Genomic DNA, 24,233 nt, shown 5'->3' on the forward strand with positions numbered 1-24,233 from the left:
CCGGGCAGCGGCGCAGGGCAGGGCGCGCTTTCTACAATGGCGGCATGTTTCCGCTCGATCTGCTCGACGGTGCCGAAGAATCTTCCGCACCCGCTCACCGCCCATCCTCTTTGCTGGACAACCTCAACGACGAGCAGCTCGCTGCCGTCACGCTGCCGGCCGGCCATGCGCTGATCCTGGCGGGCGCCGGCTCCGGCAAGACGCGGGTGCTGACCACGCGCATTGCCTGGCTGCTGCAAAGCGGCCAGGTCACGCCCGGCGGCATTCTGGCGGTCACCTTCACCAACAAGGCGGCCAAGGAAATGGTGGCCCGCCTGTCGGCCATGCTGCCCTACAACGTGCGCGGCATGTGGATCGGCACTTTCCACGGCCTGTGCAACCGCCTGCTGCGCGCCCACCATGTGGCGGCCGGTCTGCCCGCCACCTTCCAGATTCTGGACACGCAGGACCAGCTCTCGGCCATCAAGCGCCTGTGCAAGCAGTACCAGGTGGACGAGGAGCGCTTTCCGCCCAAGCAACTGGGCTGGTTCATTGCCGGCTGCAAGGAAGAAGGCATGCGCCCCAAGGATGTGGTGGCGTCCGACCCCGACACCAAGAAGAAAGTGGAGCTCTACCAGCTGTACGAGGACCAGTGTCTGCGTGAAGGCGTGGTCGATTTCGGCGAGCTGATGCTGCGCAGCTTCGAGCTGCTGCGCGACGATGCGGCGCTGCGCCAGCACTACCAGCGGCGTTTTCGCTTCATTCTGGTGGACGAGTTCCAGGACACCAACAAGCTGCAGTACGCCTGGCTCAAGCAGCTGGCCGGCGAGATGGTGGGCGGTCGCCTGCAATCGAGCTCCAGCGTGCTGGCCGTGGGCGATGACGACCAGAGCATCTACGCCTTCCGCGGTGCGCGCGTGGGCAATATGACCGATTTTGTGCGCGAGTTCGATGTACAGCACCAGATCAAGCTGGAGCAGAACTACCGTTCGTTCAGCAACATCCTGGATTGCGCCAATGCGCTGATCAGCCACAACAGCCAGCGCCTGGGCAAGAACCTGCGCACCAACCAGGGTGCGGGCGAACCGGTGCGGGTGTATGAGGCCCCCACCGACCTGGATGAAGCCAGCTGGATGGTGGAGGAAATCCGCAATCTGGTGCGGCAGGACAGCGTGCCGCGCCAGGAGATTGCCGTGCTCTACCGCAGCAATGCGCAAAGCCGGGTGATCGAGTCCAAGCTGTTCAATGCCGGCGTGCCCTACCGGGTGTACGGCGGCCTGCGCTTCTTCGAGCGTGCCGAAATCAAGCACGCACTGGCCTATCTGCGCCTGCTGGAGAACCCGCACGATGACACCAGCTTCATGCGGGTGGTGAACTTCCCGGCCCGCGGCATTGGCGCGCGTTCGGTCGAAACGCTGCAGGAAACGGCGCGCGCGGCGGGTTGTTCGCTCAGCGACGCGGTCACCGCCGTGGGCGGTGCGGCCGGCACCAAGCTGCAGGGCTTTGTGGCCAAGATCGACGTGCTGCGCGAAGAAACCCAGGGCAAGAGCCTGCGCCAGACCATCGAGCGCATGCTGGAAGCCAGCGGTCTGATCGACTTCTACCTGAACGAGAAGGAAGGCCAGGACCGCATCGAGAACTTGAAGGAACTGGTGAATGCGGCCGAGAGCTTTGTGACCCAGGAAGGTTTCGGCAAGGATGCGATCGCCCTGCCCATCGACGAGCACAGCCGCGCCGACGCCGCGCTGACGCAAAGCCCGGCCAGCCAGGGCCTGAACCCTGCGCTGCCCATGCTGGACGTGCCGCTGGGCGGCACCGATGCCGAAACCGGCGAAACCCTGTCGCCGCTGGCCGCATTCCTGGTGCACGCGGCACTGGAGGCCGGGGACAACCAGGCCCAGGCCGGCCAGGAGGCCGTGCAGCTGATGACGGTGCACGCCAGCAAGGGGCTGGAATTCGATGTGGTCTTCATCGGCGGGCTGGAAGAAGGCCTGTTCCCGCACGAGAACGCCGCCAGCGACAAGGGCGGGCTGGAGGAAGAGCGCCGCCTGATGTATGTGGCCATCACCCGCTCCCGCAAGCGCCTGTACCTCAGCCATTCGCAAAGCCGCATGCTGCACGGTCAGACGCGCTTCAACCTGCCCAGCCGCTTTCTGGATGAGCTGCCCGAAACCAACCTCAAATGGCTGACCGCCAAGCAGCCAGGCTTTGGCACGTTCACGCCCAAGTTCGGCGGCGGTTCTGCCTATGGCAATGGGTTCCGTGCTGCGTCGGGCACCCGGTCGTCCGATGTGTTTGCCAATCCCGTCGTGCCGCCGCAAAAGACGGTGCCGGGCCATGGCATCACCAAGGGCATCACCGTGTTCCACGCCAAGTTCGGCGAAGGCAAGGTGCTGGCCGTGGAAGGCACGGGTGACGATGCCCGTGCCCAGATCAATTTCCCGCGCCACGGCACCAAGTGGCTGGCGCTGGCGATTGCCAAGCTGACCATCGTGGAGTGAGGGTCCTGCGCCGCTGAACTGCCGAGGCCGCCCGGGAGGGCGGCTGTGCGGTCTGGCCCAGTGGGCCCCAACGGGCCGCGCTTGCGCCACTGTCTGACAGCCGCACCCGCCGGGTATCGGGTGTGATGAACCTCCTGGTTTGGCCGCAGAGAGGTTTTGCATGCACACCCCACCGGACCCCACCCCTCCCCCCTCCACCGCACCGCAGGTGCCGCGCAGCGACACCGCGCTGCAATTGCTGGAGCGCGCGCAGTGGCGCGACAGCGTGGCACTGACCAGCCAGCCTTCGCTGCGCATTGCCACCGTGGCGGGCATGCAGGCGGCCCTGTCCGTGCTGCTGGCGGTGCTGCTGGTGCATGTCTCCCCCTGGCCGCACCTGGTGGGCTTTGCCGCGCTGGGTGCCTTGTCGGCGCTGTTCGGCCGTTTTGCACCGCTGCGGCTGCGCATGCGCATCGTCACCCTCTGTGCCGGGCTGATGGCGCTGGGCGTGCTGATCCCCTCGCTGGCCACGCTGGCCGGGGCCGGTCCGACCACGATGCTGGGGGTGATGGCGCTGGTGACCGGGGCCGCCACCCTGGTCGTCAGCCACTGGGTGCTGGGCGGGCCGGGGGCGGTGATCATCGTCTTTGCCACCGGTGCAGCGCTGGTGCCTGCGCCCGATGGATTGACGGTGGCGGCCCGCACCCTGGCCGCGCTGGCGGGCGGTGCCGTGGCATGTGCGACCTGCCGGGCCACCGACTGGCTGCGCAAGGATGCACTGCCCCACCTGGCGCTGCCGCCGCCGGTAGCACCCCCGCTGCGGCTGGAGCTGCTGGTGGCGCTGCGCATCACCGTGGCCGCCGGGCTGTCGGCCTGGGTGGCCTATCTGGCGGGCATGCCGCATCCGGCCTGGGCGGCCATCGGCGCCGTGGCGGTGATGCAGGGTGCCCACCTGCACATCACCATGAACCGGGCGCTGCAGCGCATGGCGGGCACGGTGGTGGGGGCGGTGGTGGCGTGGCTGATCCTGGCGCAGAACCCCGGCTTTGGCACGGTGCTGGCCTGCATCGTGCTGTTCCAGTTTGTCACCGAGGTCGTCATCGGCTTCAACTATGCGCTGGGCCAGATCGCGGTCACGCCGTCGGCGCTGCTGATGACCCACCTGGCGGCACCCGCCGCCGCGGTGGCCGGCATGCCGGTGGAGCGGGTGATGGACACCATCCTGGGGGCGGCGCTGGGCATCGGGTTTGCGGTGCTCTTTTCCACCCTGGACGACCGCCGCCAGCTGGCGCAGCTGCGGGCACGGGAATCGGGCACACGGCACTGAAACCGGTGCCGAAACCGTTGCCGTGTGGTCCAGGCATGCCGCATGCAAAAAGGGACGCCGCGGCGTCCCTTTGTCCTTTGCAGGGCAGGCCACTGCCTGGGGCAGTGGCGCGGCATCACGGCGTGGGGCCGGTGTCGTGCGGGGTGTAGGTGACGCCGCCGTCCTCTTCCAGCTCATCGTGGCCGTCCGGTGCCGAGAAGCAGTCGCGGAAGGTGAACACCACCGAGCTGAAGAACATGGCGGCCAGCATCATGGCCGCGCCGATCATCAGTCCGGCCGCGATATCGCCCACCAGGGCCGACAGCAGGGCAGTGACCAGCGCCAGCACCAGGCCGGTGGCAATGAACACGCCCATCCACGACAGAAAAAACACGGCAAATGCGGTCAGATTGCGCCAGCAGGCGATAAAGCTAAAGAACAGCGCCTTGGCCGGAGGGATGTTGTGCCAGTGCACCAGACCGGGCGCATGCCAGAACAGCAGCGACAGCGGCAGGTACAGCAGCAGGGAGAACCACATGGCGGCCTGGAAATCGGCCTCCTGGGCCAGCTCGGGCGTCATGGGGGTGGTGCCCAGGTACACCTGGGCGAACTGGCCGCCGTCGATCAGGGCGGACACGCCCATCACCAGCAGAAAGCCCACGGCATAGAAGGCCCCCAGCAGCGCCATGGCGTGCATGCGCTGGCGACCGGTGCGGAAGGCGACCAGCAGCAGCGCCGGCGTGGGCATGCGGCCCTGCAGGGTCTCGGCGGCGCCCACCATCATCACCAGCGACGCCGTGGGCAGCAGCGCCAGCGCCAGCGCCGGCCCGACCAGCGGAAACAGGGAGATCAGCGACATGGCGGCCATGCACAGGAAGAACAGGGCCGACAGCGCCATCGGGTGGCGCCAGAAAGTCTGTATGCCCTGGCGGACCCATTGGGCACCGGTGCGGGCGGGAACGATATTGAGTTTCATGACCGGGAAGTGAAAGGGCCGGACGGGCGCGGGCAGGAGGCCGATACAGCGGCGACCTGCGGCGCGCGGGAGGGGACCTGAGCACAGGACTGTACCCCAGCCGCCCAAAGCCCCCGGCGGGACGGGCCGGATGGCGGGCGGCGGTGTCAGGCCAGGGCGACCGGGCGCTCGATGGCGGTCAGCGGATGGGCCACGCGCTGGCGCAGCACGCGTTCGAAGTGGGTGGGGTCGTGGGGCTGCAGCAGCGCGGCTTCGCGCGGCAGATAGAAGTCCCACAGGCGCGAGACCCAGAAGCGCAGCGCACCGGCGCGCAGCATGGGGTTGAGCAGCTCGCGTTCGGCCGCTTCGAGCGGGCGCACGGCCTGGTAGGCGTCCAGCATGGCCTGGGCCCGGGCCGCGTCATGGGCGCCGCTGGCGTGGTCGATGCACCAGTCGTTCAGGCACACGGCCAGGTCGAACAGCCAGGTGTCCACGCCGGCAAAGTAGAAGTCGAAAAAGCCGGTCAGTTCCTCGCCGTCGAACATCACGTTGTCGCGGAACAGGTCGGCGTGGATGGGACCGCGCGGCAGGGCGGCGTGGCTGGGGCTAGCGGCCACATGGTTCTGGAACGCCAGTTCGCTGCGCAGCAGGTCGGCGGCATCCTGTTCCAGATAGGGCAGCACCACGGGCACGGTCTCGTTCCACCAGGGCAGGCTGCGCAGATTGGGTTGCTCGCGGGCGTAGTCACGGCCGGCCAGGTGCATGCGGGCCAGCATGTCGCCCACGGCGGCGCAGTGCACGGCCTGGGGCTGCAGCTGGCTCTTGCCGCGCAGCTTCTGCACCACGGCGGCAGGCTTGCCGCAGACCTTGTGCAGGATGTCGCCGCTCTTGGCATCGGCCTGGGGGGCCGGCACGGGGATGCCGGCCAGCGCCAGGTGCTTCATCAGATACAGGTAGAACGGCAGTTGCTCGAAGGTCAGGCGCTCAAACAAAGTGAGCACCCACTCTCCTTGATCGGTTGTCAGGAAGTAGTTGGTGTTCTCGATGCCGCCCTGAATGCCGCGCAGTTCGGTCAGGTTGCCCAGAGGGACACGGCGCAGCAGGTCGCGCGCCTCTTTGTCGGAGACTTCGGTAAAAACGGCCATCGCTCAGGACGCTCAAAAAAACAGGGGGGTGAAAACGAACAACGCCGACACGCACTCCGAAGAGGCCGGTGCCGGCGCAGAGGCAATGGGCCGCAAGGCCCGGGCGCTCAGAACTTGAGGTTCCAGACACGGCGGCCATTGGTGCCGTCGTTGCCGTTCTGGTTCACGCCGTCGCGTGCGGCATTGCCGGGCTTGACCTCATAGGACGGCATATTGCCGACCTTGGGCTGCACATTGATGCTTTGCGTCTGACCGCCCACGCGCAACTCGTCCACCCGACTGCCGGCATCTTCTTCGCGAATGCGCTCGATGCGCTGGTTCTGGCGCGACGGAGCGGCGCTGTTGTCCTGCTGGGGCTGGCCCGCAGGCGCAGGGGCCGCAGCGGGTGCGGCCTCGCTGGAAGGCTGTGCCCACGCCACAGCGGAGGCCAGAACGGCGATGGAAAAGAGGATAGGTGCGCGCATAGGGAGATTGTAGTGGCGCGTGCACAATCTTGGGTATGAGCAATTCCAAGACATTGGTGCTGGTGGACGGTTCCAGCTACCTCTACCGCGCCTACCATGCCATGCCCGACCTGCGGGCCGTTCCCGGCGACCCGGCCAGCCCGGCCACGGGTGCCATCCGCGGCATGGTCAACATGATGCAGGCGCTGCGCAAGGATGTGCAGGCCGACTACGCCGTCTGTGTGTTCGACACCAGCGGTCCCACCTTCCGCGACGCCATGTACGACCAGTACAAGGCCACGCGCTCGCCCATGCCCGACGATTTGCGCAGCCAGATCGAGCCCATCCACGAGGTGGTGCAGCTGCTGGGCTGGAAGGTGGTGGCCGTGCCCGGCGTGGAGGCGGATGACGTGATTGCCACCCTGGCGCAGACGGCGGCCGCCCAGGGCATCAATGTGATCGTCTCCAGCGGCGACAAGGACCTGAGCCAGCTGGTGAACGAGCATGTGACCATCATCGACACCATGAACGGCAAGAAGCGCGATATCGCCGGCGTGACGGCCGAGTTCGGCGTGCCGCCCGCCCAAATGATCGACTACCAGGCCCTGGTGGGCGACACCGTGGACAACGTGCCTGGCGTGACCAAGGTGGGCCCCAAGACTGCGGCCAAGTGGCTGGAAGAGTATGGCTCGCTGGACAACCTGATCGCCAATGCGGCGGCGATCAAGGGCGTGGCAGGCCAGAACCTGCGCGATGCCATCGCCTCGGGCCAGCTGGCATTGAGCCGGCAGCTGGTGACCATGAAGACCGATTGCGACCTCTCCGGGCATGTGGCCGGTCTGCCGCAGCTGGACAGCATCACCCTGGGCGAGCCCGATAACGCCGGTCTGGCGCCTTTCTACGAAAAATACGGCTTCAAGGGCCTGGTGCGCGCGCTGGGTGCGGTGGCGACGGAAGCCACAGCTGCCAAGAAGTCCGCTCCCGCATCCCCGCAAGGCGGTCTGTTCGATGCGGATGACGCCGCTACCACCGAAATCGCGGTCGAAGCCCAGCAGCGCGATGTGGTCTATACCACCATCCTGACCGAGGACGCGCTGGACCACTGGCTGGCCAAGCTCCAGGCGGCCGAGTTGGCGGCACTGGACACCGAGACCGATTCACTGGATGAAATGGTCGCCCAGATTGTGGGTATCAGCTTCAGCGTGGCCGTGGGCGAAGCGGCCTACATTCCGCTGCGCCACGAAGGCATGGATGTGCCCGAGCAGCTCGATATGGCCCTGGTGCTGGCCCGGCTCAAGCCCTGGCTGGAAGATGCCTCGAAAAAGAAGCTGGGCCAGCATGTCAAATACGACCAGCATGTGTTTGCCAACCATGGCATCACCGTGCGCGGCTACGCGCACGACACCATGCTGCAGTCCTATGTGCTGGAGGCCGACCGTCCCCACAACCTGACCAGCCTGGCCCTGCGCCATGTGAACCGCACCGGCATCAGCTACGAAGATCTGTGCGGCAAGGGCAAGAACCAGATCCCGTTTGCCCAGGTGAGTGTGGACAAGGCGGCGGCGTACAGCTGCGAAGACTCCGACCAGACGCTGGATGTGCACGGCGTGCTGTGGCCGCGCATCCAGGCCCATGCCGGCCTGCTGCACATCTATGAATTGGAAATGCAGACCAGCGAGGCGCTGTTCCGCATCGAGCGCAATGGTGTGCGCATCGACGCGGGCGAGCTGGCGCGGCAGAGCAACGATCTGGGGGCGCGCATCCTCAAGCTGGAGGAAGATGCGTACGAGATCGCAGGCCAGCCTTTCAACCTGTCATCGCCCAAGCAACTGGGCGAGATCTTCTTCGACAAGCTGGGCATGCCGGTGGTCAAGAAGACCGCCACCGGTGCGCGCAGCACCGATGAGGAAGTGCTGGAAAAGCTGGCCGAGGACTACCCGCTGCCTGCCAAGCTGCTGGAGCACCGCAGCCTGTCCAAGCTCAAGGGCACCTACACCGACAAGCTTGCCCAGATGGCCTTGCCCAGCGATGGCCGGGTGCACACGCACTACGCCCAGGCGGTGGCGGTGACGGGGCGCCTGTCCAGCAATGACCCGAATCTGCAGAACATTCCGGTGCGCACACCGGAAGGCCGCAGGGTGCGCGAAGCCTTTGTCGCGCCCGAGGGCAAGCTGATTGCCAGTGCCGACTATTCGCAGATCGAGTTGCGCATCATGGCCCACCTCTCCGGGGATGAAGCCCTGCTCAATGCCTTCCGGGACGGTCTGGACGTGCACCGTGCCACGGCGGCCGAGGTGTTTGGCGTTAGCGTCGATGCCGTCAGCAGCGAGCAGCGCCGCTACGCCAAGGTCATCAATTTCGGCCTGATCTACGGCATGAGCAGCTTTGGCCTGGCCAAGAACCTGGGCATCGAGACCAAGGCCGCCGCGGCCTACATCGACAAATACTTCCAGCGCTACCCCGGCGTGAAGCGCTACATGGACCAGACCGTAGAGCTGGCCCATGCCCAGGGCTATGTGGAGACTGTGTTCGGACGCCGCCTGGTGCTGCCCGAGATCAATGGCGGCAACGGCCCGCGCAAGAAAGCGGCCGAGCGCGCTGCCATCAACGCGCCCATGCAGGGCACGGCGGCGGACCTGATCAAAAAGGCCATGGTGGCTGTGCAAGCCAAGTTGGATGCCGAAAAGCCCGAGGTCAAGGTCATCATGCAGGTGCACGATGAACTGGTGTTCGAGCTGCCCGCGTCGGAAAAAGACTGGGTCCGGGCGGAAATCCCGGTACTGATGGCGGGGGTGGCCGACCTGGCCGTGCCGCTGCTGGCCGAGATCGGTTTTGGGCCGAACTGGGAAAAGGCGCACTGAGCACTTTCCGATCAAAGGCGCCACCCGCCGTCCGTCCCCCACTGCATGCGCACAGAGGGAAAAGGCCTGCTGGCATTCGTGCGCAGGAGGGTGTACGGGTTTGGAGGGTGGGCACTTGCTTGTAAGACAAGTGCTTGTAGAGCTTGTGGGACAAGGACCAATGGCTATGGCGCTCTGCATCCCCTTGCAGGATCATCTGCTATCAGATTATTCAGCAGGGACTCTATGCCATGCAGTACCCAAGCTCTACAACGTATATGTTCCGTCACGCCCGCCGACCAGACCGTCGGGGCTTGCGCAACCGGCTGCTAGCCGGGCTTTTCGCGGCGCTTGCCAGCCAGGCGGGCATGGCGGAATCGTCGCCGCTGTTGCTGGTGCAACCCATGGAGCACACCCCAGTGGGCAATGTGGTGGCGCAGCACTTTGTGCGCTGGATGCCGCATTACCTGGGTGAAAAAGCCACGCTGCACCGTCCCAGCAATGCCGGAGGGATGGATGCGATTGTCTGGGCGGCCCGTTCGGGCCCACCCGAGCGCACCCTGGTGCTGATGTCGCAGCTGTGGCTGGGGCGGCTGGAAGCGCTGCCGGCGGCCCGTGTCTGGGTGCCGCTGCAGATCGTGCTGCAGGGTTCCTGGTGCCTGATGGCGCCCGAAGCGCGCCACCTTCCGGACTTCGCCGCCTTGCAGGCCTGGCTGCGCACCATGGGCCGGCCGGTGCGCCTGGGCCTTCCCTTCAATTTCGGTTTCCCCGAGCTGTGGATGCAGGCCATGAGCCGCAAGACTGGTCTGACCTGGCAGGCCAGCACCTATGGCACGGCACGCCAGACGGTCCAGGCACTGGCCGCGGGCAAGGTGGATCTGGTGCTGGACCGCTGTGGCGACAGCTCCCAGTACCTGGGCAACCCGCAGGAGCGGGAGCGTAGCGGTTATGCGGGGGTACAGGTACTGGCGCAGGTGGGCGCGCCGACACCGCTGGCGGCCGCCACGTTTGCCCAATGGCAACTGCCGCCCCTGCCGCTGGGCTGGATGGCCTGGTTTGCCTCGGAGTCCATGCCGGAGGAGCGCAGAGAGGCGGTGGGTAAGGCGCTGTATGCCATTTTGCTGCGCCCCGATACCCAGGCACTGATTGCCGCGCAGCAGCAGCAGCCGGTGCGCATGAGCCCGAGCGAGTCCCAGAATTTTGTGCGCCGCGCCCAGGTGCAGAGTGAATCCCTGCGGAACTGGCTGGAACGCTCGGCCGATCCGTTGCGGGAGCTGAACAGCCGGATCCCCTGACATCCTGAGGGTGCGGAGCACAGGCTGGCCGGATCTGGCCTGTCGCCTGCGTGGCCTTCCGGCGGCCCGGTCCTGCTGGCGCGCCGGGCCGGGGGCTTACCATGGAGGCTTGCGGGCCGGGGTGGTGCGGGTATCCATGCCGCCCCTTTGCATGGTCCCATGGCACTGCATGCCGCCGCGGCGTGCGCAATGAGCGATTTGTCCGATGTCTCCTGATTCCTCTGCCTGCGCTGCGCCGCAGCGCGGTCTGACCCCTGCCGTGCGCATGGGCCTGTCGATTTCCGTGGCCACCGGGCTGTACGGCATTTCCTTTGGTGCGTTGGCCGTCGCGTCCGGGCTGCATGTCTGGCAGGCCATGGCGCTGAGCGCGCTGATGTTCACCGGGGGCTCGCAGTTCGCATTCATTGGCGTGATCGCCGGTGGCGGCACCGGGGCTGCCGCCCTGGGGGCCGCCAGTCTGCTGGGTCTGCGCAATGCCGTCTACGGCATGCAGATGAACCGCCTGCTGGGCTTGCAGGGTTGGCGCCGCTGGCTGGGGGCGCAGATGACCATTGACGAATCCGCCGCCACGGCGATTGCCCAGCTGGATGCAGCCGAGCAGCGCCGGGGCTTCTGGACGGCCGGCCTGGGCGTGTACCTGCTGTGGAGCGGCTTCACCCTGCTGGGGGCCTGGCTGGGCGATGCCCTGGGCGACCCGCGCCAGTGGGGTCTGGATGGTGCGGCAGTGGCTGCCTTCCTGGGCCTGCTGTGGCCCAGGCTGCAGCAGCGTGAACCGGTGGCGCTGGCCGTGCTGTGCGGTGTGGTCACGGCCTTGGCCGTACCGCTGTTGCCGCCGGGCCTGCCGATTCTGCTGGCAGCCGTGGTGGGCGCCATCTGGGGCTGGTGGCGCAGCCGTGCCGCCACGGCGGATGCCGACTGTGTGCAGGAGGCCGCATGAGCGCCGGGACGATCGATATCGGCCTGTGGGGCTGGATTCTGGGGGCCTGTGCCGTGGCCTTTGCCACCAAGCTGGCCGGTTACGCCGTGCCTGCGCGCTGGTTGCAGAACCCCCGGATGACACAGGTCGCTGCCTGCATGACGGTGGCGCTGCTGGCGGCGCTGACGGTGATGAACACCTTCGCCGCAGGTACGGCCCTGGTGCTGGATGCGCGGCTGGCAGCGCTGGCGGTGGCTGCCGTCGCACTGTGGCTGCGTGCGCCTTTTCTGCTGGTGGTGGTGCTGGGTGCGTTGGCGGCCGCCCTGCTACGCTGGCTGGCGTAGCCACGGACAGCATCGTCGCCGGTTGAATGCAGCGTGACCGTCTGCATCTGGCGCTAGACTGCGTTTCTCGTTGTTCCCCTTGATCGACTGTTCACCAGGAGCCTGCCCATGGATTTTCGCGATGCACACAACGATGTCGGCGCCTTGCTGCCCGGCAAGTCCACCGAACACGGCGCCAGCCGCCGCACCGCCTTGCAGGCCGTGCTGGGCCTGGGCTACGCTGCAGCTGCGGCGCCCATCATGGCGCAGACGGCCATCACCACGCCGGGCGACGGGCTGGAGGAGGGCTGGGTGACCATTCCTTCGCAGGGCTTTGACCTGCCGGCCTACCAGGCCAGACCCAAAGGCAAGAAGCACCCGCCTGTGGTGCTGGTGGTGCAGGAAATCTTCGGCGTGCACGCCTATATCCAGGATGTGTGCCGCCGCCTGGCCAAGGCCGGCTATCTGGCGATCGCGCCCGAGTTCTATGCCCGCCAGGGCAAAGCCAGTGACTACACCGAGATCAGCAAGCTGCAGGCCGAGCTGGTCAGCAAGGTGCCCGATGCCCAGGTGCTGGGCGATCTGGATGCTACGCTGGCCTGGGCGGCCAAGGCCGGCGGCAACACGCAGAAAGCGGCCATCACCGGCTTTTGCTGGGGCGGACGCATCACCTGGCTGTACGCGGCCAGCGGCAAGGTCAAGGCCGGCGTGGCCTGGTACGGCCGGCTGGAAGGCCAGGCTTCGGCCATGACGCCCACCCACCCGCTGGCCCTGGCCGGTCAGCTGAAGGCGCCGGTGCTGGGTCTGTACGGCGGGCAGGACACCGGAATTCCCGTGGCCAGCGTGGCCAAGATGCAGGAGGCCCTGGCCCAGGGCAGTGCGGCAGCCAAAAAGTCGGAATTTGTGCTGTTCCCGGATGCCCCGCATGCCTTCCATGCGGACTACCGCGCCAGCTACCGCGAGGCCGCCGCCCGGGATGGCTGGCAGCGTCTGCTGCAGTGGCTGCACAGCCACGGGGTGTAAGCAAGCACACCGGCGGGCGGCGCCCGCCTGCCGCTCGCCGTGGCAGTCCTGTCGCCTGGCCGTGGGGGATGGAGGGGCCGCTGCTGCGGCAAAACCCCCGGCCAGGGGGTGGTGCGGCCACCGCTTTCGGCGCGAAAAAGTCAGTAGGTGTAAGCTTTTGGCCCTTGTCGCACAGCCATCGGTGTCTGTGGGTGCGTGGTACGGCGCATTCCAGCAGGCACCCCGTAGCGCGCATGCCAACCTATAAAAATACCCGCCATTTCGGGTGCTCCAACCCGTTCACAAAGCGCAAAAAGCTATGACCTTGGTCGCAATTCTTCTGGCCACATTGGCCGCCGGCATTGGCAGTGTCTGGGTGGCCGACCTGCTGTTGAGGGCCGGTCTGGGCCGCGGCAATGCCCAGCAGGGCATGCTCAGCCTGGCTGCCGGTGCCCTGCTGGCTACGGCCTTCATGCACCTGCTGCCCGAAGCTTTCGAAAGCGAAGCCGGGGCCAAAGACCTGTTTCTGACCCTGCTGGTGGGGGTGGTGTTCTTCTTTCTGCTGACCAAGGCCGAGTTGTGGCACCACGGCCATGAGCACCACCATGCGCCGCTGGCGCAGGGGGAGGACCATGCCCATCACGACCACGCGCACCACGGCCATGCCCACCCGTCGGCCCATGGTCACGCGCGCAGCCACCGCAGTGGCGGAGGCTGGTCGCTGCTGACCGGTGACAGCGTGCACTGCTTTGGCGACGGCATCCTGATTGCCTCGGCGTTCCTGGCTGATATGCGGCTGGGTGTGATTGCCGCGGTGTCGGTGCTGGCCCACGAGGTGCCGCACCACATGGGCGATCTGGTGGTGATGCGTCTGAACAGCAACCGCAATGCCGCCGTGCTCAAGGTGTCGCTGGCCGGTGCCGTGACGGCCTTTGGCGGTCTGCTGGGCTACTTTCTGGTGGGGCAGCTGGAAGCCTGGCTGCCGTTCTTCCTGACCATCGCGTCCAGCAGCTTTGTCTATGTGGCGCTATCGGACCTGATTCCGCAGCTGCAAAAACAGCTGTCCGCACGGGAAACGCTGGCCCAGGTGGTCTGGCTGGCGGTGGGCATCGTGCTGGTCACGGTGGTCAGCCACCTGGCCCACGGCGGACACTGAGCACCCGGCAGGCAAGCAGGTCCATCTGCACGGGGCACGCCATAAAAAAACGCTGGCCACCTTGCGGTGCCAGCGTTGGCTGATGCAGATGCGCCAGCGGGCGCGGATCAGGCCATTTCCGGCTGCACCTGGATGTGCGGCTGGTTCATGATGGCCCGCACGGCAGACAGCTGGCGGCGCGAGACCATCAGCAGCTCGGGCACGGCATGCATGCGCAGCGCCCAGCCTTCGCCATCGTCTTCGGTGTAGTGCTTTTCCAGGCTGCGCATCTGTTCACGGGTGACCAGGGCGTTGCGGTGGATGCGCACGAACTGCAGGGGATAGCGGCCTTCCAGCTCGGTCAGCGAGTTGTCCAGGATGTAGCTGCGGGTGGCCGTGCGCACGGTGACGTACTTCTGCTCGGCCTTCAGATAGATCACCTGGTGCAGCGGCACACGTTCGGTGCGGCCGCGGTCACGGATCAGCAGGGCGGCGGCGCTGCCCATGGACATGGTGGCCGGTGCCTTCTGCTCCAGCGTATACAGGCGGCGCACCTTGGCCACGGCCTGCTGCAGGCGGTCCGGGCGCACCGGCTTGGTCAGGTAGTCCACGGCTTCCACTTCGAACGCATTGGCGGCGTACATGGCGTGGGCCGAGATGAACACCACCGCCGGCGGCCGGGGCAGGGAGCGGAGCGTCTGTGCAAAGCGCAGACCGTCCTGGCCGGGCATCTGCACGTCCAGGAAGATCATGTCGACGGGATGGTGGTCCTTGGTGCGGTGCAGCACATCCAGCGCCTGGGCGGCGGTGGCAGCTTCCGATACCAGGAACGGTGCCGAGGGATCCTCGCAATCACTCAACAGAACGCGCAGGCGGTTACGGGCCAAGAGTTCATCATCAACGATCAGTACGTGCATAGCTCCTTCTCCCTTATCTCAATATGGCGGATACATCAGGTACTGGCAGCGTGACGACAGACGGACTCTTCACTTCAGGCATGGAAATTCGCCTGAATGTCATGCCGTAGTACCAAAACGCGTTTGCACATTCGCGTGGGGCGTGCCTTGACCCTACGCAACCTCCCTCCGTTTAACAGGGGTGAAACAAAGTGTATTGGTAACTTGCAAGATGCATCCGTGACTGAAGAGTTTTGTTGTGACTGTCACGTTTCTGCTGCATTTACGGGCCGTTCCCGACACTTTGCGGCGTTTTCTGCCCGCAAAGCCAGTGAAAACCCTGATGCGGGTCGCGGGGTCAGACTCCGTGGGCCGGGGCGCAGCAGGTGCCCATGGCATCGGTGCTCTGGCTGTCCCCACGGCAGCCGGACCACCTCCGCGGTAGAGGCGCCAGACGCCAGCGCGGAGCCGGTGTCGCGGTGCAACGTGGGGTCACCGCAGGCCGCAGAAACCGGGGGAGCCGCCGGGCTCGATAAAATTTGCGTATCTTGCACACGCGGCACCCGGATTTCCGGGTGTCCTGAACTTCCGGAAAATCTGTCCTCGCCTATGTCCTCCAACACCACCGCGCAGCCCTCCCACAACCAACTCGACACCAAGGCGCAGGCGTGGTCTGCCCTGTTTTCCGAGCCCATGAGCGACCTGGTCAAGCGCTATACCTCCAGCGTTTTCTTTGACAAGCGCATGTGGAAGGCCGACATCACCGGCAGCCTGGCGCACGCGGAAATGCTGGCTGCGCAGGGTGTCATCGGTCAGGACGACTACGCTGTCATCCAGAAGGGCATGGCCCAGATCAAGTCGGAGATCGAAGCCGGTCAGTTCGACTGGAAGCTGGACCTGGAAGACGTGCACCTGAACATCGAAGCGCGCCTGACGGCCCTGGTGGGTGATGCCGGCAAGCGCCTGCACACCGGCCGCAGCCGCAACGACCAGGTGGCCACCGATGTGCGCCTGTGGCTGCGCGACGAGATCGATCTGATCGAAGGCCTGCTAAAGGAGCTGCAGCTGTCGCTGGTGGAAGTGGCCGAGCAGAACGTGGAAGTAATCCTGCCCGGCTTCACCCACCTGCAGGTGGCCCAGCCGGTGAGCTTTGGTCACCACATGCTGGCCTATGTGGAAATGTTCAAGCGCGACGCCGAACGCATGCTGGACGTGCGCAAGCGCGTGAACGTGCTGCCCCTGGGCTCGGCCGCGCTGGCCGGCACCACCTACCCGCTGGACCGCGAGCGCGTGGCCCGCACGCTGGGCATGGAAGGCGTGTCGCAGAATTCGCTGGACGGCGTGAGCGACCGCGACTTCGCCATCGAGTTCACGGCCGCCGCCAGCCTGTGCATGGTGCACGTGAGCCGTCTGTCCGAAGAACTGATCATCTGGATGAGCCAGAACTTCGGTTTCATCAAGATTGCCGACCGCTTCACCACCGGCTCGTCGATCATGCCCCAGAAGAAGAACCCCGACGTGCCCGAGTTGGCACGCGGCAAGACCGGCCGTGTGGTCGGGCACCTGATGGGCCTGATCACCCTGATGAAGGGCCAGCCCCTGGCCTACAACAAGGACAACCAGGAAGACAAGGAACCGCTGTTCGACACCGTTGATACGCTGAAGGACACGCTGCGCATCTTTGCCGAAATGATTGGCGGCCAGGTCAACCCCGCCTCCGGCAAGAAGGAAGGCGGCATCACCGTGAATGCCGAGAACATGCGTGCTGCCGCCCTGAAGGGCTATGCCACTGCCACCGACCTGGCCGATTACCTGGTCAAGAAGGGCCTGCCTTTCCGCGATGCCCACGAAACCGTGGCCCATGCGGTGAAGCTGGCTTCCATGAAGGGGGTGGACCTGACCGAGCTGCCCTTGATCGAACTCCAGGCCTTCAACCCGCACATCGAAGCCGATGTGTTCGAGGCGCTGAGCCTGGAAGGCTCGCTCAACGCCCGCAACACGCTGGGCGGCACGGCACCTGCCCAGGTGCGTGCACAGCTGGTCAAGCACCGCGCACGCCTGGCCTGAGAGGCCGGGGCGCTGGGCGCAGGGAGGCAGGTCGGCAAGACCCCTGTCTGCGCACATTAAAAAGGGACGCCTTGGGCGTCCCTTTTTTTATGGGATCGGCGCAGGGGCAGAAGGATGGTTTCGCGATTAAAGATGTGCGGCATCGCAAAACAGGGTGTCTCTGGATTTTTTTTCGGGCATCCGACCGATACGCTCGCAGATGGCCGTGTATGGCTTCTTCTTTTTTCTGCCTTCGGAGCACGTTGTGACCCTCTCTTCCCGCCGCCGATTCCTGGTTCACTCCGCTGCACAGGCCGCGGTTCTGGCTGCAGCCAGCGGGTCCGGCGGGGTCTGGGCCAAGGGCGGCCGGCCACTGCGCATCCTGGTGGGTTTTCCGCCGGGTGGCGGCAGCGACGTGATTGCGCGCCTGCTGCAGGAGCCGCTGTCGGAGCTGCTGGCGGTGCCCGTGATCGTGGACAACCGCCCCGGCGCGGGCGGGCAGATCGCCGCCCAGCAGCTCAAGGCCGCCCAGCCCGATGGCACGACGGTGTTTCTGACGCACGACCACACCATCTCCATCCTGCCGCAGGTGGTGCGCCAGCCGGGCTTTGATCCGGCACAGGACTTTGTGCCGGTCGGCGGTTTTGCCTCGTTCGTGAACTGCCTGGCTGTGTCCGGCCAGCACCCGGCACACAGCCTGGCCGAGTATGTGGACTGGGTGCGCAATGCTGCCCAGGGGCGCAGTGCGGTGGGGATTCCGGCGCCGGCATCGACCCCGGAGTTTCTGGTGCAGCTGCTGGCCAGGCACTACCAGCTGGATCTGGTGGCGGCGCCCTACAAGGGCAGCGCACCGATGATCGGCGATCTGCTGGGTCGGCAGATCGAAGCCGGCATTGGCTCGGTGCAGGATTTTGTCGAGTACCACAAGAGCGGCAAGCTGCGCGTGCTGGCCGTGCTGGGGGCACACCGGCAAAAGGCGTTTCCCCAGGTGCCCACCCTGGGCGAGCTGGGTCTGGCGGGCTTCGAGGACATGCCCTACTACGGTTTCTATGCACCCAAGGGCACGTCCGCAGCGTTTACACAACGTTTTGCCCAGGCGCTGGCCCAGGTGGTAGCGCGTCCGCAGATCCGCAGCCAGCTCGAACAGCTGGGGCTGACGGTGGAGCCCATGAACCCGCAGCAGCTGCAGCGCCGTGAGCAGGCCTATACCGCCGCCTGGAAGGCCATCATCCGCAAGAGCGGCTTTCAGCCGCAGTAAGCGCCAGCTCGTGGTGCCTGTGGCGCACCGGTGCCGGGTGGCCGCCGTGGGCCATTCCCTGGACGGAAAGCAGGACACGCCAGGGCGCTGCCTGCCGAATGGCGTCTGCCATGTGCGTTTTGTCCGATTTGTTTCAGCTTGAAACGGCTGCTGCACGCCCTGGGGGAAGTTGCAGCCCTTTGGTACCCTCGTTGCTTCGCAAGAGGAGACCGCATGAAGCGCATGCACAAATGGGCTGCCGCAGCTGCCTTGTTGGGGGCGGGGCAGACATGGGCATTGGACATACAGAACGTCACCCCCCAAGGGCAGGTGGCAGAGATTCGCCAACTGGTGGTGCGGCTGGATGCCGACGCCGTGGCACTGGGCTCGGCCGAGGGGCCTGCACCGGTGGACTTCAGCTGCGCACCCGAGCAGCTGCCCGGCGGCAGCGGTCGCTGGAACAATGCGCGTGAGTGGGTCTGGCAGTGGAACAGCCCGCTGCCCCCCGGCACCCGTTGCACGGTGACACCGAAAAAAGCCTTCAAGGCGGTGTCCGGCGCCACGCTGACCAGCACCAAACGCTACCAGTTCGAAACGGCAGGGCCTTTTGTGCGCCACATCTGGCCGCGTGGCTGGGTGGCCATCGATGAGGAACAGTTCTTCCTGCTGCAGCTCAGCGGCCCGGCCACCCAGCAAAGCCTGCAGGAGCATGTCTATTGCCAGGCCGAAGGCGTGGGCGAACGCATTCCGGTGCGCTGGATCGGCGGCAAGGAGCGCGACGCGGTGCTCAAGACCCAGGTCTGGGACCAGGAGCTGCTGAAAAAATCACCGGACGAGTTCGCCGTGCTGGCCTGCAACCGGCGCCTGACGGCCGGCACCGCCGTGCAACTGGTGTATGGCAAGGGCGTCGCCGGCCCGCAAGGCGTGGCCAACCGGGAGGAAAAACGTTTTGACTTCACGGTGCGCGAGGCCTTTGCGGCCGAAATGCGCTGCGAGCGCGAAAACGCACAGGCCGGCTGCCTGCCGATCCGCCCGGTCTACCTGCAGTTCAGCGCTCCCGTGCCGCGCAGCAAGGCGCAGGAGATCCGCCTGGTGGGCGGTGGCGGCAACCTCAAGCCCGTGCTGGACGAGGGCAGCGGCGACGTGCGTGAGCTGCGCTTTGAAGGGGGTCTCAAGCCCCTGACCGGCTATCAGCTGGAACTGCCCAAGGACCTGAAGGACGATGCCGGCCGGCCGCTGCGCAACGCCGCGATGTTCCCGCTGGCGATCAAGACCGGCGACACCCCGCCGCTGGCCAAGTTCTCCGCGGCGCCGTTCGGCATTGTCGAGCGCTTTGCCGAAGGTCCGGACGGGCCGGCGCTGCTGCCGGTGACCCTGCGCAAGGTGGAGGCCAGCGCCAATTCCCAGGTCAGCACCCTGCAGCTGCAAAGCGATGCCGACATCATCCGCTGGCTCGACAAGGTGCAGAACTACCACGAGAACAGCGTGTCCCGTACCGAGGCCCGCAAGGACGTGAAGACCCTGCCGCCGGTGATCGACCCGGACAACCAGAACTATGTGGCCACGCGCCAGCTGTCGCTGCTGCAGGGGCGGGACGGCGTGCAGCAGATGCAGCTGCCGGCCGGCAGCAAGGACGACCCGCGCCCGTTCGAGGTGGTGGGCATTCCGCTGCAGCCGGGTTTCCATGTGGTGGAAATCGCTTCGCCCCGCCTGGGCGCGGCCTTGCTGGATGAGCGCTATGGTGCGCAGCGCAAGATGTATGTGCGCACCGCCGCACTGGTCACCAACCTGGCGGTGCACTTCAAGCTGGGGCACGAAGGCTCCATGGTCTGGGTGACCTCGCTGGACAAGGGCAAGCCGGTGGCCGGGGCCCAGGTGCAGGTGTCGGATTGCGCAGGCAAGCCGGTGACCCAGGGGGAAACCGATGCCCAGGGCGTGCTGCGCCTGCCGGAACTGGCCGGTGAAGCGCCGCGCTGCCGCACGGGTCGCAACAGTGGCTCCTATTTTGTGAGCGCCCGCGCCACGCAGGCCGGCGTGGCCGATATGGCTTTCACCTGGAGCGACTGGCAAAAGGGGATCGAGCCCTGGCGCTTCAATGTGCCCGTGGCCTGGTCTGGCGAAAGCCAGCTTGTGGCCCACACGGTGATGGACCGCATGCTGGTGCGCGCCGGTGAAACCGTGTCCATGAAGCATTTCCTGCGCCAGCAGACGCTGACCGGCCTGGGCCTGCCGCAGCAGTGGCCGCAGGAAGCCATCATCACCCACATTGGCAGCGGCCAGCAGTTCCAGCAGGCGCTGCAGTGGCGCACCACGGCGACCGGGGGCAAGAGTGCGGAAGCCAGCTTTGCCGTGCCGCGCGCCGCCAAGCTGGGCCAGTACGACGTGGAACTGCGCCTGCCGGGGGGCCGCAGCCTGCAGTCCGGCAGCTTCCGCGTGGAAGCCTTCCGCCTGCCGGTGCTGCAAGGCCAGGTGGTCCCGGCGGACAAGGGGCCACTGGTGCGCCCGGGCAAGCTGGCGGTGGCCGTGCGCCTGGATTATGTGAACGGCGGCGCCGCAGCCAACCTGCCGGTGCAGGTGACAGCCATGGTGCGTTCGCGTTCGACCAGCTTCAAGGGCTGGGACGATTACAGCTTTGGTCCGCCGCAGTCGCAGCGCAGCGAGCAGGGCGAAGGGCTGGACGATGAGGCGCCGCGCGAGAGCAACCGCATCGTGCTGGACCGTGCCGCCCTGAAGCTGGATGCCAAGGGCCAGGGGCAGGTGGTGATCGACGCACTGCCGCCGTCCGAGCAGCCGCAGGACCTGGTGCTGGAAGCCACCTATGCCGACCCCAGCGGAGAAATCCAGACCCTGCGCAGCACCCACCCGCTGTGGCCTTCGGCCGTGGCGGTGGGCGTGCGCGCCGAAGGCTGGGCCGCAGCCGGCCAGCAGGTGCGGTTCCAGGCGCTGGCGCTGGGGCTGGACGGCCAGCCCAAGGCGGGCGTGGCACTGTCGGTCAAGGCCATGCTGCACACCACCACTTCGGCGCGCAAGCGCATGGTGGGAGGTTTCTACACCTACGACAACCAGGAAAGCAGCAAGGACCTGGGCGAGGTCTGCAGCGGCACCAGCGACAGCCGCGGCCTGCTGCTGTGCAACACCAAGCTGGAGCAATCCGGCCAGGTGGAGCTGATTGCCACCGCCAAGGACGACAAGGGCCATCCCGTGCAGGCCGCCACCAGTGTGTGGATCACGCGCCAGGGCGAGCTGTGGTTTGGTGGCCAGGACCACGACCGCATGGACCTGCTGCCGGAAAAACGCAGCTACGAGCCGGGTGAAACCGCCCGCCTGCAGGTGCGCATGCCATTCCGCCATGCCACGGCCCTGGTGACGGTGGAGCGCGAAGGCATTCTGGACGCCCGCGTGGTGGAACTGCGCGGCGACAACCCGACGGTGGATGTGCCAGTGCAAAAGGAATGGGGCCCGAACGTGTATGTCAGCGTGATGGCGCTGCGCGGCCGCTTGGTGGAGGTGCCGTGGTACAGCTTCTTCACCTGGGGTTACAAGTCGCCCCGCGCCTGGTGGCAGGCCTTCTGGCATGACGGCAAGCAGTACGCGGCGCCCACGGCACTGGTGGACCTGTCCAAGCCGGCATACCGGCTGGGCATGGCCGAGCTGCAGGTGGGCCAGAAGGGGCAGACGCTGCAGGTGACGGTGACGCCGGAAAAATCCAGCTACCGCATCCGCGACACGGCCCGCGTGACCATCGAAGTCCGCCAGCCCGATGGCAAGCCGGCCGCCGGTGCCGAGGTGGCACTGGCCGCGGTGGACCAGGCGCTGCTGGAGCTGATGCCCAACACCAGCTGGCAGCTGCGCGATGCGCTGTGGCAACGCCGCAGCTGGGGCGTGCAGACAGCGACGGCGCAGATGGAAATCATCGGCCGGCGCCACTATGGCCGCAAGGCCGTGCCGGCCGGCGGCGGCGGTGGGCGTGCACCCACCCGCGAGCTGCTGGACACGCTGCTGCTGTGGAACCCGCGCGTGGTGCTGGACGCCAACGGCAAGGCCACGGTGAATGTGCCGCTCAACGATGCGCTCACGGCTTTCCGCATTGCCGCCGTGGCCGATGACGGCGTGCAGTGGTTCGGTACGGGCGAAGCCTCCATCCGCACCACGCAGGATCTCCAGATCGTCAGCGGTCTGCCGCCGCTGGTGCGCGAAGGCGACCAGTTCCGTGCCCAGCTCACGCTGCGCAACACCACCAAGGCGGCGATGCAGGTGGAACTGTCGCCGCGCGCCACCTGGCTGGATCTGAAGCCCCAGACGGTGGAGATTCCGGCCGGCGCCTCGCGCGAAGTGGCCTGGGACGTGACCGTGCCGGCCGCACTGGGCCAGACCCGTACCCAGCAGCTGATGTGGGAGGTGGCGGCCAAGGACAAGACCAGCGGCGCCAGCGATACGCTCAAGATCAGCCAGCGCGTGGAAGCTGCCGTGCCGCTGGCGGTGCAGCAATCGGTGCTGCAGCAGTTGGACGGCCCGTGGAGCCAGCAGGTCAGCCTGCCGGCCAATGCCGTGCCGGGCCGCGGCGGCATGCGCCTGGACTTCAGTGCGCAGCTGGCGGGCGGACCGGATGGCCTGCCCGGCGTGCGCGCCTGGTGGGAACGCTACCCGTATAGCTGCCTGGAGCAGACCAGCAGCCGTGCCATCGGCCTGAAGAATGCCGATCTGTGGCGCAGCACCATGGACAGCCTGCCCACCTACCTGGACGGTGACGGACTGGCCCTGTACTTCCCGGTGCAGGACGGTCAGCGCGCCCAGGGCAGTGACACCTTGACGGCCCACCTGCTGGCCGTGGCCAGCGTGGCGGCCGAGCTGGACCCGGCGTTCGCCATTCCACCGGCGCAGCGGGCGCAGATGGAGTCCGGCCTGATCGCCTTTGTGGAAGGCCGTCTGCAACGCAAGTTCTGGAGCCCGCGCCAGGATCTGCAGGAGCGCAAGCTGGCCGCCATCGCCGCGCTGGCGCGCGGCGGCAAGGCCCAGGCGCGCATGCTGGGCAGCATCGACATCACCCCTGTGCAGTGGCCCACACACACGCTGATCGACTGGATCACGGTGCTGCAGAAACTGCCGGATGTGCCCCAGCGTGAGGAGCGCCTGGCCGAGGCGCAGCAGCAGCTGCGCAACCGCCTGAGCTACCACGGCAGCCAACTGGCCTTCAGCACCGAGGACCAGGACCGCTGGTGGTGGCTGATGCAGGATACGGACAGCAATGCGGCCCGTCTGCTGCTGGCCACCATGGGCGATGCCAGCTGGGCTTCGGAAGTGCCACGCATGGTGGCCGGTCTGCTGGCACGCCAGAAGGGCGGCGCCTGGTCCACCACCACGGCCAACGTCTGGGGCGGGCTGGCGCTGCGCCAGTTCTCGCGCAAGTTCGAGAACACGCCCGTGGCCGGCACCACCACCACGGTGCTGGGCGCGCAGTCGGTGAATGTCGACTGGAAGGATGTGAAGCCCCTGCCCAAGCCGGAAGCCGGCGCACAGGACGGCGCAGCGCTGGAGTCCCTGACGGCCGCACTGGCTGGTGCGGTGCAGCAAGACCCGCAGACGCCGCAGCGCATCTTCATGCCCTGGGGCGAGCGCCGTTCGGGTGAGCTGCGCATCACCCACCACGGTGCAGGCAAGCCCTGGGTCACGCTGCAGTCGCTGGCTGCGGTGCCGCGCAAGGAGGCCTTCAATGCCGGCTATGCGGTGCGCAAGACCATCACCCCGGTGCAGCAGGCCGAAGGCGTTGCCGCTGGCAAGTACCAGCGCGGCGATGTGCTGCGGGTGCGGCTGGAGGTGGAGGCCGGCGCCGACATGACCTGGGTGGCGCTGAGCGACCCCATCCCCGGCGGGGCCACGATCCTGGGCAGCGGCCTGGGCCGTGACTCCGAAGTGGCGGTGCGGGACCAGAAGGCGCCGGAAGGGGCCTGGCCGGCGTACGAGGAACGGGCGCACAACGCCTTCCGTGCCTACTACGCCTACCTGCCCAAGGGCAAGTCGGTGGTGGAGTACACCATGCGCCTGAACAACGCGGGCACCTTCGCCCTGCCGCCCACCCGGGCCGAGGCGCTGTATGCCCCGGAGGTGTTTGGCGAAGCACCCAACGCCAGCATGCAGGTGCTTCAGGGCAAGCCCTGAGCACGCAGTCTGCGCAGCAGGTGTCGGCAGATGCCCGCTGCGTGGACAATCAACCGGCCGGCGCCGCACTGCGATTTTT

General features: G+C 66.7%; 15 protein-coding genes. 11 read left to right on the plus strand and 4 right to left on the minus strand.

All coding sequences use genetic code 11. The features are described from left to right. The first annotated feature begins 44 nt into the window (after positions 1–44). Positions 45–2,480 (plus strand): UvrD-helicase domain-containing protein, encoded by a 2,436-nt coding sequence (locus KW830_RS14620; protein ID WP_218333563.1) that lies wholly within the window; start codon positions 45–47, stop codon positions 2,478–2,480. Positions 2,481–2,640: 160 nt separating this feature from the next. Beyond that, a complete protein-coding gene (locus tag KW830_RS14625) occupies positions 2,641–3,786 on the plus strand; it encodes an FUSC family protein (protein WP_218333564.1) in 1,146 nt (381 codons plus the stop codon). Positions 3,787–3,901: 115 nt separating this feature from the next. On the opposite strand, the gene KW830_RS14630 is transcribed toward KW830_RS14625, so the two are convergent. The 3 genes from KW830_RS14630 to KW830_RS14640 all read right to left on the minus strand — a co-directional run bounded on the left by KW830_RS14630 (position 3,902) and on the right by KW830_RS14640 (position 6,329). Continuing rightward, positions 3,902–4,741 (minus strand): BPSS1780 family membrane protein, encoded by an 840-nt coding sequence (locus tag KW830_RS14630; protein WP_066537279.1) that lies wholly within the window; start codon positions 4,739–4,741, stop codon positions 3,902–3,904. Between the two features lie 146 nt (positions 4,742–4,887). Then, positions 4,888–5,865, minus strand: a complete 978-nt coding sequence (locus KW830_RS14635; RefSeq protein WP_066537277.1) for a homoserine kinase — start codon at positions 5,863–5,865, stop codon at positions 4,888–4,890. 107 nt (positions 5,866–5,972) lie between these two features. Next, on the minus strand, positions 5,973–6,329 hold the full coding sequence (locus tag KW830_RS14640; RefSeq protein WP_066537275.1) for a hypothetical protein: 357 nt from the start codon (positions 6,327–6,329) through the stop codon (positions 5,973–5,975). A 35-nt stretch (positions 6,330–6,364) separates the two neighbouring features. Here KW830_RS14640 and polA point away from each other — a divergent pair, with 35 nt between their 5' ends. The 6 genes from polA to KW830_RS14670 all read left to right on the plus strand — a co-directional run bounded on the left by polA (position 6,365) and on the right by KW830_RS14670 (position 13,840). Then, entirely contained in the window at positions 6,365–9,169 is a 2,805-nt protein-coding gene (gene polA, locus KW830_RS14645; RefSeq protein WP_218333565.1) for a DNA polymerase I, read from the plus strand. Positions 9,170–9,552: 383 nt separating this feature from the next. Continuing rightward, positions 9,553–10,443, plus strand: a complete 891-nt coding sequence (locus KW830_RS14650; RefSeq protein ID WP_127446261.1) for a hypothetical protein — start codon at positions 9,553–9,555, stop codon at positions 10,441–10,443. 205 nt (positions 10,444–10,648) lie between these two features. Further along, the gene (locus KW830_RS14655) at positions 10,649–11,380 is read left to right on the plus strand and encodes an AzlC family ABC transporter permease (RefSeq protein ID WP_218333566.1); all 732 of its coding nucleotides are present in this window, start codon (positions 10,649–10,651) and stop codon (positions 11,378–11,380) included. Beyond that, positions 11,377–11,703, plus strand: a complete 327-nt coding sequence (locus KW830_RS14660) for an AzlD domain-containing protein (protein WP_227657920.1) — start codon at positions 11,377–11,379, stop codon at positions 11,701–11,703. Before KW830_RS14655 ends, KW830_RS14660 begins: the two co-directional genes overlap by 4 nt. Before the next feature lie 108 nt (positions 11,704–11,811). Beyond that, a complete protein-coding gene (locus KW830_RS14665) occupies positions 11,812–12,705 on the plus strand; it encodes a dienelactone hydrolase family protein (protein WP_218333567.1) in 894 nt (297 codons plus the stop codon). A 298-nt stretch (positions 12,706–13,003) separates the two neighbouring features. Next, positions 13,004–13,840 carry a ZIP family metal transporter gene (locus KW830_RS14670; RefSeq protein ID WP_218333568.1) on the plus strand — a complete coding sequence of 279 codons (837 nt, stop codon included), beginning with the start codon at positions 13,004–13,006 and terminating at the stop codon, positions 13,838–13,840. Positions 13,841–13,947: 107 nt separating this feature from the next. Here KW830_RS14670 and KW830_RS14675 read toward each other — a convergent pair whose 3' ends face one another. Beyond that, on the minus strand, positions 13,948–14,736 hold the full coding sequence (locus KW830_RS14675) for a LytTR family DNA-binding domain-containing protein (RefSeq protein ID WP_192334208.1): 789 nt from the start codon (positions 14,734–14,736) through the stop codon (positions 13,948–13,950). Between the two features lie 588 nt (positions 14,737–15,324). On the opposite strand from KW830_RS14675, the gene argH reads away from it, so the two are divergent. The 3 genes from argH (at position 15,325) to KW830_RS14690 (ending at position 24,154) form a co-directional block, all read left to right on the plus strand. Then, positions 15,325–16,782 carry an argininosuccinate lyase gene (gene argH / locus KW830_RS14680; protein WP_218333569.1) on the plus strand — a complete coding sequence of 486 codons (1,458 nt, stop codon included), beginning with the start codon at positions 15,325–15,327 and terminating at the stop codon, positions 16,780–16,782. 199 nt (positions 16,783–16,981) lie between these two features. Then, positions 16,982–18,019, plus strand: coding sequence for a Bug family tripartite tricarboxylate transporter substrate binding protein (locus tag KW830_RS14685; RefSeq protein ID WP_218333798.1), 1,038 nt, complete (start codon positions 16,982–16,984; stop codon positions 18,017–18,019). Between the two features lie 222 nt (positions 18,020–18,241). After that, a complete protein-coding gene (locus tag KW830_RS14690) occupies positions 18,242–24,154 on the plus strand; it encodes an alpha-2-macroglobulin (protein ID WP_218333799.1) in 5,913 nt (1,970 codons plus the stop codon). Positions 24,155–24,233 lie beyond the last annotated feature (79 nt).

The organism is Comamonas sp. CMM03, from assembly GCF_019218715.1.
Classification (GTDB): domain Bacteria; phylum Pseudomonadota; class Gammaproteobacteria; order Burkholderiales; family Burkholderiaceae_C; genus Comamonas; species Comamonas terrigena.

Excerpts from the sequence above, each read along its gene's own strand:
- KW830_RS14635 (WP_066537277.1), bottom strand. The coding sequence starts at position 5,865 with ATGGCCGTTTTTACCGAAGTCTCCGACAAAGAGGCGCGCGACCTGCTG.
- argH (WP_218333569.1), top strand. The coding sequence starts at position 15,325 with ATGTCCTCCAACACCACCGCGCAGCCCTCCCACAACCAACTCGACACC.
- KW830_RS14630 (WP_066537279.1), bottom strand. The coding sequence starts at position 4,741 with ATGAAACTCAATATCGTTCCCGCCCGCACCGGTGCCCAATGGGTCCGC.
- KW830_RS14685 (WP_218333798.1), top strand. The coding sequence starts at position 16,982 with ATGGCCGTGTATGGCTTCTTCTTTTTTCTGCCTTCGGAGCACGTTGTG.
- KW830_RS14660 (WP_227657920.1), top strand. The coding sequence starts at position 11,377 with ATGAGCGCCGGGACGATCGATATCGGCCTGTGGGGCTGGATTCTGGGG.
- KW830_RS14675 (WP_192334208.1), bottom strand. The coding sequence starts at position 14,736 with ATGCACGTACTGATCGTTGATGATGAACTCTTGGCCCGTAACCGCCTG.
- KW830_RS14690 (WP_218333799.1), top strand. The coding sequence starts at position 18,242 with ATGCACAAATGGGCTGCCGCAGCTGCCTTGTTGGGGGCGGGGCAGACA.
- KW830_RS14655 (WP_218333566.1), top strand. The coding sequence starts at position 10,649 with ATGTCTCCTGATTCCTCTGCCTGCGCTGCGCCGCAGCGCGGTCTGACC.
- KW830_RS14665 (WP_218333567.1), top strand. The coding sequence starts at position 11,812 with ATGGATTTTCGCGATGCACACAACGATGTCGGCGCCTTGCTGCCCGGC.
- KW830_RS14650 (WP_127446261.1), top strand. The coding sequence starts at position 9,553 with ATGGAGCACACCCCAGTGGGCAATGTGGTGGCGCAGCACTTTGTGCGC.
- KW830_RS14640 (WP_066537275.1), bottom strand. The coding sequence starts at position 6,329 with ATGCGCGCACCTATCCTCTTTTCCATCGCCGTTCTGGCCTCCGCTGTG.
- KW830_RS14625 (WP_218333564.1), top strand. The coding sequence starts at position 2,641 with ATGCACACCCCACCGGACCCCACCCCTCCCCCCTCCACCGCACCGCAG.
- polA (WP_218333565.1), top strand. The coding sequence starts at position 6,365 with ATGAGCAATTCCAAGACATTGGTGCTGGTGGACGGTTCCAGCTACCTC.
- KW830_RS14670 (WP_218333568.1), top strand. The coding sequence starts at position 13,004 with ATGACCTTGGTCGCAATTCTTCTGGCCACATTGGCCGCCGGCATTGGC.
- KW830_RS14620 (WP_218333563.1), top strand. The coding sequence starts at position 45 with ATGTTTCCGCTCGATCTGCTCGACGGTGCCGAAGAATCTTCCGCACCC.